Origin of the sequence: Psychroflexus longus, from assembly GCF_020164595.1 — a bacterium.
Classification (GTDB): Bacteria; Bacteroidota; Bacteroidia; order Flavobacteriales; family Flavobacteriaceae; genus Psychroflexus; species Psychroflexus longus.
This window is the reverse complement of the sequence record NZ_JAIQZE010000006.1, coordinates 89,620-103,907: the sequence shown is the minus strand read 5'-3', so window position 1 is coordinate 103,907 and position 14,288 is coordinate 89,620. Positions and strand designations below refer to the sequence as shown.

Annotated in this window: 12 protein-coding genes; 6 read left to right on the top strand and 6 right to left on the bottom strand. The window is 35.7% G+C overall.

The window, feature by feature from the left end; translation table 11 throughout:
* Position 1: 1 nt before the first annotated feature.
* The 3 genes from LB452_RS07350 to LB452_RS07340 form a co-directional block, all read right to left on the bottom strand.
* Positions 2-973, bottom strand: coding sequence for a 3-oxoacyl-ACP synthase III family protein (locus LB452_RS07350; protein WP_224461087.1), 972 nt, complete (start codon positions 971-973; stop codon positions 2-4).
* A 105-nt stretch (positions 974-1,078) separates the two neighbouring features.
* Positions 1,079-1,966 carry a cysteine synthase CysM gene (gene cysM / locus LB452_RS07345; protein WP_224461086.1) on the bottom strand — a complete coding sequence of 296 codons (888 nt, stop codon included), beginning with the start codon at positions 1,964-1,966 and terminating at the stop codon, positions 1,079-1,081.
* The gene (locus LB452_RS07340; RefSeq protein ID WP_224461085.1) at positions 1,966-2,763 is read right to left on the bottom strand and encodes a serine O-acetyltransferase; all 798 of its coding nucleotides are present in this window, start codon (positions 2,761-2,763) and stop codon (positions 1,966-1,968) included. Before LB452_RS07340 ends, cysM begins: the two co-directional genes overlap by 1 nt.
* Before the next feature lie 162 nt (positions 2,764-2,925).
* On the opposite strand from LB452_RS07340, the gene LB452_RS07335 reads away from it, so the two are divergent.
* Positions 2,926-3,975, top strand: coding sequence for a flavin monoamine oxidase family protein (locus LB452_RS07335; protein ID WP_224461084.1), 1,050 nt, complete (start codon positions 2,926-2,928; stop codon positions 3,973-3,975).
* Here the strand turns inward: LB452_RS07335 and folK are convergent.
* The gene (gene folK, locus LB452_RS07330) at positions 3,967-5,109 is read right to left on the bottom strand and encodes a 2-amino-4-hydroxy-6-hydroxymethyldihydropteridine diphosphokinase (protein ID WP_224461083.1); all 1,143 of its coding nucleotides are present in this window, start codon (positions 5,107-5,109) and stop codon (positions 3,967-3,969) included. The genes LB452_RS07335 and folK overlap by 9 nt on opposite strands.
* Before the next feature lie 112 nt (positions 5,110-5,221).
* On the opposite strand from folK, the gene LB452_RS07325 reads away from it, so the two are divergent.
* The 5 genes from LB452_RS07325 (at position 5,222) to LB452_RS07305 (ending at position 10,540) form a co-directional block, all read left to right on the top strand.
* The gene (locus LB452_RS07325) at positions 5,222-5,911 is read left to right on the top strand and encodes a queuosine precursor transporter (protein ID WP_224461082.1); all 690 of its coding nucleotides are present in this window, start codon (positions 5,222-5,224) and stop codon (positions 5,909-5,911) included.
* Positions 5,912-6,000: 89 nt separating this feature from the next.
* On the top strand, positions 6,001-8,616 hold the full coding sequence (locus tag LB452_RS07320) for an AsmA-like C-terminal region-containing protein (protein WP_224461081.1): 2,616 nt from the start codon (positions 6,001-6,003) through the stop codon (positions 8,614-8,616).
* 19 nt (positions 8,617-8,635) lie between these two features.
* Positions 8,636-9,022, top strand: a complete 387-nt coding sequence (locus LB452_RS07315) for a hypothetical protein (protein WP_224461080.1) — start codon at positions 8,636-8,638, stop codon at positions 9,020-9,022.
* A gap of 44 nt (positions 9,023-9,066) precedes the next feature.
* Positions 9,067-9,942 (top strand): HAEPLYID family protein, encoded by an 876-nt coding sequence (locus tag LB452_RS07310; RefSeq protein ID WP_224461079.1) that lies wholly within the window; start codon positions 9,067-9,069, stop codon positions 9,940-9,942.
* 49 nt (positions 9,943-9,991) lie between these two features.
* Entirely contained in the window at positions 9,992-10,540 is a 549-nt protein-coding gene (locus LB452_RS07305) for a hypothetical protein (RefSeq protein ID WP_224461078.1), read from the top strand.
* Here the strand turns inward: LB452_RS07305 and LB452_RS07300 are convergent, their stop codons facing one another.
* Together LB452_RS07300 and scpA are read right to left on the bottom strand one after the other, a co-directional pair.
* Positions 10,541-12,067: a GH3 family domain-containing protein gene (locus LB452_RS07300; RefSeq protein WP_224461077.1), complete on the bottom strand. Its 1,527-nt coding sequence runs from the start codon at positions 12,065-12,067 to the stop codon at positions 10,541-10,543.
* Between the two features lie 94 nt (positions 12,068-12,161).
* Positions 12,162-14,288 (bottom strand): methylmalonyl-CoA mutase, encoded by a 2,127-nt coding sequence (scpA, locus tag LB452_RS07295; protein ID WP_224461076.1) that lies wholly within the window; start codon positions 14,286-14,288, stop codon positions 12,162-12,164.

Genomic DNA, 14,288 nt, shown 5'->3' with positions numbered 1-14,288 from the left:
ATTACCATTTGTAAAGTGCAGTTCCCCAAGTCCATCCAGCGCCAACAGCTGCAAAAAGCAATAAGTCGTCTTTTTTAAATTTATCAGCTTTATGAACTTCGTCAAGCACCAGAGGGATAGTTGCGCCCGAAGTATTGGCATAACGATCCATATTGGTCATGACCTTTTCAAATGGCATGTCGATTTGTTTTGCAATAGATTTCAAAATACCGATGCTAGGTTGGTGTGGAATCAAAAAGCTGACATCGTCTATAGATGTTTTAGTTTTATCAAGAAGTTCTTGAATTGATTCAGGTACGACCTTAGTTGCTGTATCAAAAACTTCCTTTCCATTCATTTGGAAGTAGTGCATTCTGTTTTTTAATGTTTCTTCAGAAGCCGGAGTTTCAGAACCCCCACCGGGAATGGTGAAATGTTCTTTTCCTCGTCCATCAGAATGCAGATTGAAATCGATAAAACCTTTGTCTTCTTCAGTTTTACTTAAAACTAAAGCTCCAGCCCCGTCTCCGAAAAACACTGAATCTCTTCGTTCCCAGTCTATGATGTTCGAAAATGTATCGGCACCGATAACCAAAACATTGTTATAGACTCCATTTTTTACAAATTGGTAGCCTACAGAAATAGTAAACAAAGCTCCTGAACAAACTGCAGCGACATCAAAAGCAACGGCATTGAAAGCTTTCATTTTTTCCTGAACGAAACAGGCGCAGGATGGTGCTTGTCGATCTGGAGTTGTAGTTGCCACGATGATAAGATCGATATCCTCGACTTTCAATTTTGCGTTTTCTACAGCATCCAATCCGGCTTTGTAAGCCAAATCGCTGGTGGCTTCGTCTTCGGCGATACGTCGCTCTTTGATTCCAAGCTTGTTATAAATCCATTCATCTGAAGAACCTACTTTCTCAAAGAAAGAATTCGGAACTATTTTAGGCGGTACATAAGCTCCAGTTCCGCTTATAAAAACATTAGGCATACACTGATATTTGAATGTTAAAAGCCGAAATTTAAGTTTTTAAATGAATTTTAAGAATGAATCGCTTGCAAGTCTTTGAATTTTAACATTTATCCCGATTGAATTTTAGAATTGAAATAACTCAGAAGATAAGTAACGGTCACCTCTGTCACAGATAATACTTACCACAACACCGTGATCTAAACCTTCACAAAGCTTCACAGCGGCTGCGGTTGCACCTCCAGAGCTCATACCTGAAAATATTCCTTCCTTTTCGGCCAAATACCTAGCCATCTTGGTAGCTTCTTCCTGATTAACCTCGTAAATATGATCGACTCGAGCTGGATCATAAATTTTAGGCAAATATTCTTCAGGCCATTTTCGGATTCCTGGGATTTTCGTTCCTTCAGCAGGATGTACTCCAACAAGTTGAATGTCTTTATTTTTTTCTTTTAGAAACCTGGAAGTTCCCATAATTGTTCCGGTCGTTCCCATTGAAGAAACGAAATGTGTCACTTTATGATCTGTATCTCTCCAAACTTCAGGACCTGTAGTTTTGTAATGTGCTTTCCAGTTGTCTTCGTTAGCAAATTGATTGAACATGTAGTAATTGCCAGTTTTCATTTTTTCCTCAGCATAATCTCTGGAATACATAATCCCTTTTTCTCCTTCCGTCAATGTGACTTTTGCACCATAAGCTTTCATGGTTTGAACACGTTCTACAGTAGCATTATCAGGCATCACAAGTTCTATATCCAATCCAAAAATTCCAGCAACCATCGCTAGTGCAATGCCTGTATTTCCACTTGTCGGTTCAATAAGCTTTGTGTTTTGGTCAATATCCCCACGCTCAAGAGCAGATTTGATCATATTGTATGCGGCTCTATCTTTTACGCTGCCGCCTGGATTTTGGCCTTCGAGTTTAAGAAAAAGTTTTACGTTAGGATTTTTCACCAGGGTTTTTGCTTCCACTATGGGTGTATTGCCTATAAGGTCTAATATACTTCTACTCATTATTCGTTATTTTCATTAATTTTCACCATCATTTTATGTGTTACGGTAGACTTACTGTCAACAGACTTTGTTAACCAAACATTACCACCAATCGTTGAACCTTCTCCAATAATTGTTTTTCCACCAAGTATTGTCGCATTTGCGTAGATGGTGACATCACTTTTGATTGTGGGATGACGCTTAACATTTCTAAGATTTTTATCAACTAGCAAGGCTCCAAGAGTAACTCCCTGATAAATTTTTACGCGATCTTCAATTTCACAGGTCTCACCAATAACCACTCCTGTAGCATGATCTATAAAGAAAGGGTTTCCAATTTTTGCCCCGGGATTTATATCAGTGCCTGTTGAAGTATGTGCACATTCTGACATCAATCGTGGTACGATAGGTAATCCAAACTCCAATAAGGCATTGCTTAATCGGTAAATAGCTATTGCATAAAAGCCCGGATAGGCTAAATATACTTCGTCAATCGAATTTGCCGCAGGGTCATTATCTTTAATAAAACAGGCATCTTTATTGAGTTTCCGAAGAATATCCGGAAGCTTTTTCATGAAATCTGTCCAAATTTCCCGGCAAGGATCTTCTTCCTTGAAACAAACTAAATCTGCCAGATTTTTGAATTGCTTTTCCAATTCATCCATGCCAGTTGTAACATCGGTCTCCTTATCAAATAGCGTCAAAAAAAGTTGATCCGTGAATTTTTTTGTCTCGCTTTTGATTCGATATAAGTTAGAAACCTTAGCTTTCTCAACTTCTATCTCTTTAATGATATTTTGCTTGATTGTGGTTACCATAATACATATTTAAACAATATAGAACTTATTTCAAAATTGTTTTAATTTGTGAAAGTAAGAGTTCAATCGCTAAGAATGACTTTCAGTTCTTAATTTTAAACTTACTTTACAATTTCTGAAGAAGTGATCGAAAGATTAAAAGTGATATTTGCATAAAAAAAGATGCCAAAAGTTTTAATTATAGGAGCAGGTTTAAGTGGTTTAACCTCAGCATTCGCTTTAAAGGATTCTGAGTATGAGGTAGAAATTTTAGAAGCCAGACCAAGACTAGGTGGTCGCATTTTTACAAAAGAAGTCAACTCTTGCCAGCTAGAATTAGGAGCAACCTGGTTTGGTCCTCAACACACAAGTCTTATGGCTCTTATTAATCAATTGGAAATTCCATTTAAAACCCAAGAAAATGGGAGTGAGGCCATTTATGATTTCAGACCTAAAGGCAACTTAGAACGCTTTCAAATCCCTAATCAGGGATCATCTACATTCAAATTTAAATCAGGATCTTCATCTCTTATAAATACTTTATTCCAAAAACAAACCGGAAAAGTTCATTTTAATGAAATTGTAAAATCAATTAGTTATTCAGACACTTTTACTGTTGAAACGGAACAAAATCAGTTTGAGGCTGATTACCTTATACTCACTATTCCCTTGCAACTGATTGCGGATACTATTGAATTTGAACCGGGATTACCGCAGTCATTTCAAAACTTGCTTTCAAATACACATACCTGGATGTCAGATTCCATAAAATTTTCAGTGGCTTTTAATTCAGATTTTTGGAAAAACGATAGATACATAGGAACATTGATGAGTGCTCAGCAGATCGTACAAGAAATGTATGACCATAGTGATAAGGACCGGGAACAGAATGCACTTGTTGGTTTCTTAAATGCAGGGTATTCTGAACTTTCAGAAGAAAATAGAAAAGAAAGACTTTCCAATCAATTAAGAGACACTTTCAATCAAAAGGCATTTGATATAAAAGCTTATGCAGATGTCAACTGGAGAAACGAAGCCTTTATAATCCATAAGCAGGCAAAAGCCCTTATTCCTCATCAAAACAATGGGAATCCTAAGTTAAGAGAAGGGTTCTTTGAGAATTGCCTCTATTTTTCAGCATCGGAGACTGCTGGACAAACTCCAGGTTATATGGATGGAGCTGTACATCGCGGAATGGAAGTAGCAGAACTACTTTTAAAAAAGTTAGGGTGATGCTTTTTTATTGATTTCAGAAATTTTTTCTAAAAGGTATAAGTAATCCTCGCGATTGTTGACAAAATCCAGATCTGTAATGTCTATTATTTTTACATCGATCTTATTCTGAGAATTGAAAAAATTCAAATAGCCTTCATGTATGTTTTTAAGATAGTCTGGCGATATATTTTGCTCATAATCACGACCTCTTTTTTTGATGTTGCTTAACAAGCGATCTATATTTTGATAGAGATAAACGTAAACATCCGGTTTTGGAACATCGCTGTACATGATGTTGAATATCTTCTTATATAAAGCATATTCATCTTCTTGAAGAGTTACTTTCGAAAAAATTAGCGATTTATTGGGATTGTAGTCGGAAATAGCAAAGTCTGTAAACAAGTCCAATTGTGAGATATCATCCATTAATTGCTGATGACGATCTGCTAGAAATGACATTTCCAGGGGGAATGCAAATCTCGTCTGATCTTCATAAAACTTGGGCAAAAATGGATTGTCTTTGAAACGTTCCAAAATCAATTTACCATTAAAATCTTCAGCAATCATTTCAACCAAGCTTGTTTTTCCAGACCCTATATTTCCTTCAATAGTAAGATAGTTTACTTGTCTAAACTCAGCGATTCTAGGTTTTAGTTCCTCTCCAACCGCTTCAATGTGGGAATCATCTTCACTATTTTCTACTAAAACAGAAATCGGTTGATTCAATGTAGGATGAATCATATCCGGAGCTAAATCAGACAAAGGATATAAAACAAAATTTCGCTCGGTAAGTTTAGGGTGAGGAACCGTGAGTTCACTGGTTTCAATAACTGAATTTCCATAGAACAAAATATCAAGATCAATGGTTCTGGCTTGGTAACCTGTTTTGGATGTTCTTACTCTACCAAGATTGAGTTCAATTTTCAAAAGTTTTTCTAAAGTAACTTCAGCAGAAAATCTGGTTTGGACCTCTATGACAGCATTTAAGAAATCTTCACCTTCAAACCCCCAAGATGGTGTTTTATATAGTTTTGAAACTCGCGTGACATCACCTACTGTGTTGTAAACTGCATCAATGGATTCTCTAAGCCAATGAAATTTGTCGCCTTGGTTACTTCCTAAAGCTATATACGTAGTGATGGTCGTATTCAATTTGTTAAGAAAATTTTAATGAATATTGATTTACAATCAACTGCAAAATGTATTGAGTTTAAAAATTACAGCTTAGATTTGCCGCAAAGGTAAATATCAAATTCAATTATAGTTGACGGCACTACAAAAAATTTCTGCAGATCGCATTTACTTAATACTTGCTGCATTATTCATAACATCCTTGGTCGTTTCCAATTTAATTTTTCAAAAGTTTTTCTACTGGGATTTTTTTGGGCTGTATAGATTTGAAATTTCAGTGGGCGTGTTACCGTATCCCATCACGTTTTTAATCACAGATTCCATAAGTGAGATTTACGGTAAAAAGAAAGCGAACCAAGTTGTAACTATTGGAATTTTTGCTTCCGTTTTTTCACTCCTTATCATTTTGGTGGCAAATGCGGTTCCAGCCACATCATGGTCTCCAGTGGGGGATGAAGTTTTTAATAATGTTTTTGGGGCTACAACCATCGCCGTCGCGGCTTCGATGATGGCCTATCTTCTTGCTCAATACGTTGATATCTATGTATACCATTTTTGGAAAAAATTGACCAAAGGGAAATACCTCTGGTTAAGGAACAACTTCTCAACATTCTCATCACAATTTGTGGATACGTTTGCTGTAGTTTTTCTTCTTTCAGTTTTTGGAGAATTGGAATGGGATCTTTTTGGAGGACTGCTCTTGAGTGGTTTTCTCTTTAAGGCCCTTATTGCTCTTTTCGATACGCCTCTCTTATATCTGGTAGTGTTTTTGTTTCGAAAAAAATTTAATCTTAAGCAAGGCGAAGAGATTCAAGAATCCTAATTTCCTGAAGTTGAACAATTCTAAATTTTAATTCTTTTTTTGGTATAAACGAGAAGCCATTACGTAATTTTAGGTTCAAATTATTACTTATGAAAAAGGCTTTTAAGATTATCGGTGTTGTTTTCTTAATACTCATCATTGCTTTATTTCTTACCCCAATATTATTCAAAGGGAGTATAGAAAAAATGGTTAAAAAGGCAGCTAATGATAATGTAAATGCTCAAATAGAATGGGCTTCCTTAGATTTAAGTTTGTTTAGAAATTTTCCTAACGCAAGTTTGAGTCTTGAAGAGGTGAGCGTAATTAACAAAGCGCCATTTGAGGGAGATACTTTAGTTTATGTTAAAAACTTCAATATAGCGATGGGTGTAATGCAGCTTTTTAAAGATGAAGGCTTGAAAATCGACCAAATATATTTAAATGATGCCTTGATCAATGTGAAAGTGGATTCTCTTGGTAACTCCAATTATGATATTGCTAAAACCGCTGAAGCCTCAGAAATTTCAGAAACGACTGAAACAAAAAAGGCTGAAAAACCCTTTCAACTCAATTTAAATCATTACGAAATCAATTCATCCACCATCAATTATTTGGATGAAAGTGGAAATATCTTTCTTAAACTTAAGGAATTCAATCATAGTGGTGATGGAGATTTTGCCGAGTCTGTTTTCACCCTTAAAACACTTACCGATTCTAAAATATCTTTTGATTTTGATGGAACCAATTACTTAAAAGATAATTCTATAGTATTGGATGCAGACCTTGAAATGGATCTTGAAAATATGAAGTTTACTTTTTTAGATAATGAAGCTTTAGTGAATCAGTTGCCACTTCAGTTTGAAGGTTACGTTCAGTTATTTGAAAATTATAATGATATAGATATCCAATTTTCTACGCCTTCTTCAGATTTTAAAAACTTTTTGGCTTTGATTCCCGAAGCTTATGCCTCCAACCTTGATGGAGTGACTACAACAGGTGATTTTAAATTGAACGGAGTCATTAAAGGTAAAGTAGATGAGACATATATCCCAACTTTAGATATTTCAGCTTCAAGTTCCAATGCTTCTTTTCAATACACCGACTTACCCAAAAAAGTTGATGATATCTCCCTGAATATTGAGCTCAAAAACGAAAGCGGACTAGTCGAAGATACATACATCAATTTTAACGATGTCAAATTCAGAATAGACCAGGATCGTTTTGCTGGAAGTGGTTCTGTGAAAAATCTAACTACCAATATGCTGGTTGATCTTCAGGCTAAAGGAAGATTGAATTTAGCAAATCTTAAAAAAGCTTATCCTATAGATTTAGAACAAGATTTAAGTGGTTTTTTAGACGTTGATTTGGTGACCAATTTTGATATGAATTCTATAGAACAGGAAGCTTACGATAATGTAAATGCAAAAGGCTTACTTCAGCTTTCAAAATTTGATTACGACTCTCCAGATTTAGCTAAGCCTATACATATTGAAGTAGCTACTGTCAATTTTACGACTAATGCAATTCAATTGAACAAATTTGAGATGTCAGCGGGTTCGACTGACTTAAAAATGAATGGAAACTTAAATAATTTGATGGGTTTTGCTTTCGCCGATAAACCTTTGAAAGGAACTTTTGATGCAGCTTCCAAAACCTTCAATGTTGCTGATTTTATGGTAGAAAGTGATACTGAAGTAGCAGCTTCTGAAAATTCAAATTCTGATAAAACAGCTGAGACGACGGAGGAAATTAAAATTCCTGATTTTTTGGATATCGTTTTAAACTTTAGAGCTGAAAATGTCATTTACGATAACCTGAACCTTAAGAATGTTACGGGAAGCATGGCTTTGCAGAATGAGAGCGCAGTTTTAAATAATATTAATGCTGATATTTTTGGTGGAAATATCAAATTGGACGGGAATGTTTCTACTAAAGAGACGACTCCAAATTTTGATATGAAAATGAGTTTGAATACCATCAAAATCATAGAAGCTGTACAGCAGATGGAATTGATAAAAGGTCTGGCACCGATTGCTCAAGTGCTCAATGGTGTCGCAACAACCAGTATAAATCTAAAAGGAGACTTGACTAAAGATTTGATGCCGATTTATACCAGTCTTGCCGGAGATCTTTTGGCTAAAATTATCAGCGCAGATATCGAACAAGAAAATATGACTTTAGTATCCAATCTTAATAAACAATTTCAACTTTTAAATTTTGATAAGTACAAAATAAAAGACTTAGTTGCAAAATTGAATTTTAAAAACGGAGCTATCAATGCAGATAATTTTGATTTTAAACTTGATGATGTCAAAGTCGACGTTTCTGGAAGTCATTCGTTTGACAATACCATGAACTATAATCTAAAATTTAATGTTCCTGCTAAATATTTTGGAGATGAAATAGGAGGTCAACTTGCTAAGCTGAGTAATATTGATGTCAGTAAATTCAATGTAGATGTGCCAGTGAATCTGTCTGGTTCATTTACCAGTCCAAAAATTAATTTAAACATGGATAAAGCTATTACAAGTCTGACAAGTCAAATTATCCAGGCGCAGAAAGAAAAAGCAACAGACCAAGTCAAAGATAAAATTGGAAATGAAATTAATAATCTGCTAGGAGGGAATAAAACATCTAAGGATTCTACAGACACTTCAACAGAAGAAGTGAAGGATAAAGTCAAAAACACATTGGAAGGGCTTTTTAAAAAGAAAAAGAATAATTAATATTACATTTTTAATGTAAATGATTTTAAGGGAAATAAGAGAAGGTTGGTTAGGTAGACACATTTTGGTATTTCTTATACTAGTGTTTATCAACTTGAGTATAGACGCTCCAGATATATTTTTAAAAAGGATAAATTACAACGAGCAGGAAACACTCATTGAATTGATCATTGAGAAGGGAATTGGTATTGAAGATGCTTTCAGTGAGCAAAACCATGACCATGAGTTGCCAGAAAAATCAGCATCCAAAAAAAATCATGTTGATCTTTTCAGAACCAATCTATTTGAAAATCTCGCTTTATTAAATCTTTATTTGGAATGTAATTCCATCATGAATTATGTGGCCTTGATCAACTCTCAGGATCATTCTAAAATCATTATTCCACCACCAGAATTTGAAGCTTAAAATTCATTTTAATCAAAATTAATTTTAACTCAAATTCATTTATTATGTCATTAAAATATTCATTGAGAATAGTTTTATTCTCAACACTAGTGTTATGTTCAATCTCAATATTTGGTCAAGTTACCAAACAGGAAAGAGATAGCATTTATATATCAGAAACAGAAGATCAAAAAGGTTTGTCACCCAAAGTACTTCACGCAGAACCACTCTATATTGATCTTATAAGAGATCTTGGAGCTAGAAAAGGTGAGCGTGAATGGAACGTAGGATTTGGTGTTAACGACAATAACGATTATGAAGAGTATGAAGCCTTAATTGAGTATGAGTGGGCGCCTGTAGACCGTTTAGGATTAGAAATAGAACTTCCTTTTCAGTTTTATTATGACAGGCGAGAGTCTTCTAATGCTGATCCACTTCCTCAGAGCAGGTTAGAAGGTTTGCAATTTGCTGCTCAGTACTCATTTCTTGTAAGCCCAAAATACAACTTATCTATGGCCGGTGGATATTTACATAGCTTTACCATGAATGCTTTCAACAGATACGATTCTGGTCGCTTGTTTACAGGTAATAAGATGAGTCCATTTTTGGTTGTTGCCAAACGTCTGGGATCCAACTTTCATTCCCTAGTTTACTCGGGTCCTGTTTGGGAAAGAGGATTCAGTGGTTTCGAAAATGAATTCTTCTATCAAATACATACCAGTTTTCATTACATGATTACAGGAACTCGTAACTTTATAGGTCTCGAAATCAATAAAATTATCGTTGATGGGAAATTAGAAACCACCCTAAGACCGCAGATGCGTTTAGGAATTTCAGATCATTTAATGATAGGCATTGTTACTGGAATCCCTATTGAAGCAAATAATGATCGGTTTAGCACATTTTTTAGATTAATATATGAGCCCAAAACAAAGCATTAATCTTTTTATTATACTTGCATTTCACTTCAAATTTTTAATAATTGACAATATGAAAGCTCAAAATCCTCATATTTATCCTGAATCTATAGAAAATGAGGTCAAACAGGCTTTAAGCTATTATCCTCAATTAAAGGAGACGTCAATTACGTTTAAATTTAAATCGGATATAAAAAAATCTACAATGCAAGCTCAGCCAGACTTCAAAAGTTTATTAAAACCAAGGGCTAAGCGTAAATACTTTATTTTTATAAGTGAAAAATTTAAAATATCTGGTCAGGAATTTCGAACTATAAATGTGCCTACAGAAGTCTTAATAGGTTGGCTTGGCCACGAATTAGGTCATATTCTGGATTATCAGCATCGTGGTAAATTCAATATGATTTGGTTTGGTATCAAATATTTATATCTGGAAAAACATATTGTTGAGGCCGAGAGAGCAGCAGATACTTTTGCTGTAAACCAAGGTATGGAAGATTATATCCTGAAGACTAAAAATTTCATACTCGATCATGCTGATATTGATAAAAAATATAAGGAAAGAATAAAGCGTTATTATTTATCACCAGAGGAAATTATGGAAATTGTACAGGAGCGCTAGTTAGTGCTTTTGTACAAAATTTTCCCATTCACTGAATTTTTCCTCGTTCATCACCCGTTCCATTTTTACCTGCCCACCTTTTTTCTTATTTCTTGCATTCCAGTCATAAAACACATCTGGTTTTACTAGATTGACTTTGACCCCTTTTAGCGCTTTAGTTCTGGCCACTTCGTAATTTTTGTTAGCAGATTTCAAAGCCTTATCAAGCGCTTCAGCGACTTCAGAGGAATCTAAACTTGTATCTGAAGTTCCTAAGTACCAAAAATGATAAAACTCATTATCATCTGCACGTTTGGCGCAAATGGTATATTCTGAAACTTCCATATCAAATTGATTTCCCAATTCCTTCATGGCTGCATCCATTTTGTTGACAGAAAGTTGAGAACCTACGGTATTTAAAAAGAATTTTGTTCTCCCCGTTATTCTTATTTCTGCTTTTTCAACATCCGTAAATTGGATGGTATCTCCAATACTATACCGCCAAGCACCACTCACCGTACTTATGACCAATACATAATCTTGATCAAGTTTCACATCCTCGATAGATATACTCGGAGAGTCGGCTTTTAGTGAACCATCCTGGTTTATGTATTCCGGTTTGAATGGTATAAATTCGAAAAAAATTCCATTATCGGTCAACAGTTGCATAGCATCTGTCTCAGGACGAGTTTGCAAGGCAATAAACCCTTCTGAAGCTAAATAGGTATCAATCACATGAACATGTTTCCCTGTCAAGCGTTTGAAGCTTTTTTCATAAGGACCAAATGCCACGCCACCTGTTGTATAGACCTTTAAGTTTGGCCATATGTCGTGAATGTTATCCACCTTATGATACTCGATGACTTTTTCCATCATCAATTCCATCCAGGATGGAATACCACTTAAGGCTCCAATATCCCAGGTTTTAGCATTTTCAGCAATTTTCTGAACGCGTTCATCCCAATCGTCAATTTTGGAAATTTCTTCTCCTGGTTTATAGAATCCTCGAAACCAAAATGGTATTTTACTGGCACTAATTCCACTGATCTCACCTTCTAAGTGGTCATTATTTTCCTGAAGTTCAGTTGAACTTCCCAACATCATTATTTCCTTTTCAAAAAAATCGGAAGGTAAATCATAGTTTTCAATTGCTAATATTTGTTTGATTCCCGCGTTCTTAATAGCTTCTATCATGTCATCCGTCACTGGAATTCGCTTGCTGGTTTTTCCTGTAGTTCCAGAGCTCAAGGCAAAATAATCTGGATTCCCCGGCCATGTAACATTACTCACACCCTCATGAAGCTTATGCCACCAATCGTTATGCATTTTGTCATAATCGAAGTAAGGGATATTCGACTTGAAATTTTTGTAGGGATCCACTGAGTTTAAAACTTTTAAAAATTCAAAATGATTTCCAAATTCTGTTTTTTTTGCTTTTTCCAGCAAAAAATTCAAAGTCTCTTTTTGATTTTTAATGTGGTCAGTTTCAAGAGAAATAGAGTTTCTGAGATTGATAACGCCTTTTATAATATTTCCAATAATAGCCATGATTACTTTTTGAATGACTTGATCTTGTCATTGTGTTTGAATGGTTTACATCTGTGCAAAACCTATTCCTAAGTTTTATAGTTTTAAACTGATTTTAAAAGCTATCGTTTAAAATTTCTAAAATTTGAATCGCCGCATCACTTATTCTGCTTCCAGGTCCAAAAACTGCAACTGCACCTGCATCAAACAAAAATTTATAATCAGCAGACGGAATTACTCCACCTACAATCACCATAATATCTTCTCGTCCAAGTTTTTTGAGTTCAGCAATAACTTCAGGTACAAGCGTTTTATGGCCTGCTGCCAGAGAAGACACTCCCAGTATATGCACATCGTTTTCCACAGCTTGTCGGGCAGCTTCCTGTGGCGTTTGAAATAACGGACCAATATCCACATCAAAACCAACGTCGGCATACCCTGTAGCAACTACTTTTGCTCCTCTATCGTGACCATCCTGTCCCATTTTGGCAATCATTATTCGCGGACGGCGACCTTCTTTTTCTGCAAATTCATCGGCTAGAGCCTGAGCTTTGCTAAAGGATTTATCTGTTTTCATTTCTTTGCTGTATACTCCACTAAACGATTGAATTTTGGCTTGGTGTCTTCCATATACTTCCTCCAGAGCGTTACTTATTTCACCAAGTGTAGCTCTTTCTCTAGCTGCGATTACAGCAGCTTTAAGTAGATTACCATTTTCTTCTTTAGCAATGCGGGTGAGATCCTTTAAGCTTTTCTTTACTTTTTCATCATTGCGCTCTGCTTTTATCTTCGAAAGCTTCTCCAACTGTTGTCTTCTTACAGTTTGGTTATCTACTTCCAGAGTAACTATAGGATCTTCTTGTTTCAATCTGTAGGCGTTGATTCCAATGATCTTATCGGTTCCGCTATCAATTCTAGCCTGTTTCTTCGCCGCTGCTTGTTCTATTCTTAATTTTGGAATTCCAGCCTCAATGGCTTTAGTCATACCGCCAAGTTCTTTGACTTCTTCAATATGCTTCCAGGCTTGTTGAGCAATATCGTGTGTTAATTTTTCAACATAATAACTTCCTGCCCAAGGATCAACAGTTTTGGTAATTCCTGTTTCTTCCTGAAGGTAAATTTGTGTATTTCGTGCTATCCTTGCGGAGAAATCTGTTGGTAAAGCAATAGCTTCATCTAATGCATTTGTATGTAAACTTTGAGTTCCGCCAAAAGCCGCAGCTGTTGCTTCAATACACGTTCTGGCAACGTTGTTAAACGGGTCTTGTTCTGTTAACGTCCAGCCGCTAGTCTGTGAGTGTGTTCTTAAGGCTAAAGATTTTGGATTTTTAGGATTGAAATCTTTTACCATTTTTGCCCAAAGCATTCTTGCAGCTCTCATTTTGGCAATTTCCATAAAATGATTCATGCCAATTCCCCAGAAAAATGAAAGTCTCGGGGCAAAAGTGTCGATATCCATTCCTGCCTCCAAACCTTTTTTGATGTATTCCAAACCATCTGCCAGTGTATAAGCCAATTCAATATCTGCAGTAGCCCCAGCTTCCTGCATATGATAACCGGAAATACTGATGCTATTAAATTTCGGCATATTTTGAGAAGTAAATTCAAAAATATCTGAAATTATTTTCATTGAAGGAGTTGGTGGATAGATGTAAGTATTTCTAACCATAAATTCTTTCAGAATGTCATTTTGGATGGTTCCTGAAAGTTGTTCCTGTTTCACACCTGTTTCTTCTGCAGCCGCAATGTAAAAAGCCATGATCGGCAAAACAGCTCCATTCATGGTCATTGAAACAGACATTTTGTCTAATGGAATCTGATCAAATAAGACTTTCATATCTTCCACGGTATCTATGGCAACTCCAGCTTTTCCAACATCACCAACTACACGCTCATGATCACTATCGTAACCTCTATGCGTTGGCAGATCAAAGGCCACCGAAAGTCCTTTTTGCCCAGCAGCAAGATTTCTTCTGTAAAAGGCATTGCTTTCTTCTGCGGTAGAAAATCCAGCATATTGCCTGATCGTCCAAGGTCTTCTCACGTACATGGTTGAATAAGGTCCTCGCAGGTGTGGCGCAAGTCCAGCTACAAAATCTCGATGTTCTATTTTATCTAGATCTTCTTTGGAGTACTTAGTCTTTATTTTTATCTGTTCTGCAGTTTTGAACTTTGAAATCTCTTCTTCCTCTTTTCGGGAAGCTGAGATCAAATTCATCTGTTGTATATTTTTTCTTTCCAT

Coding starts and splice junctions, on each gene's coding strand:
- LB452_RS07350 (WP_224461087.1), bottom strand. CDS start 973: ATGCCTAATGTTTTTATAAGCGGAACTGGAGCTTATGTACCGCCTAAA.
- cysM (WP_224461086.1), bottom strand. CDS start 1,966: ATGAGTAGAAGTATATTAGACCTTATAGGCAATACACCCATAGTGGAA.
- LB452_RS07340 (WP_224461085.1), bottom strand. CDS start 2,763: ATGGTAACCACAATCAAGCAAAATATCATTAAAGAGATAGAAGTTGAG.
- LB452_RS07335 (WP_224461084.1), top strand. CDS start 2,926: ATGCCAAAAGTTTTAATTATAGGAGCAGGTTTAAGTGGTTTAACCTCA.
- LB452_RS07320 (WP_224461081.1), top strand. CDS start 6,001: ATGAAAAAGGCTTTTAAGATTATCGGTGTTGTTTTCTTAATACTCATC.
- LB452_RS07315 (WP_224461080.1), top strand. CDS start 8,636: ATGATTTTAAGGGAAATAAGAGAAGGTTGGTTAGGTAGACACATTTTG.
- LB452_RS07310 (WP_224461079.1), top strand. CDS start 9,067: ATGTCATTAAAATATTCATTGAGAATAGTTTTATTCTCAACACTAGTG.
- LB452_RS07305 (WP_224461078.1), top strand. CDS start 9,992: ATGAAAGCTCAAAATCCTCATATTTATCCTGAATCTATAGAAAATGAG.
- LB452_RS07300 (WP_224461077.1), bottom strand. CDS start 12,067: ATGGCTATTATTGGAAATATTATAAAAGGCGTTATCAATCTCAGAAAC.
- scpA (WP_224461076.1), bottom strand. CDS start 14,288: ATGGAAAGAAAAAATATACAACAGATGAATTTGATCTCAGCTTCCCGA.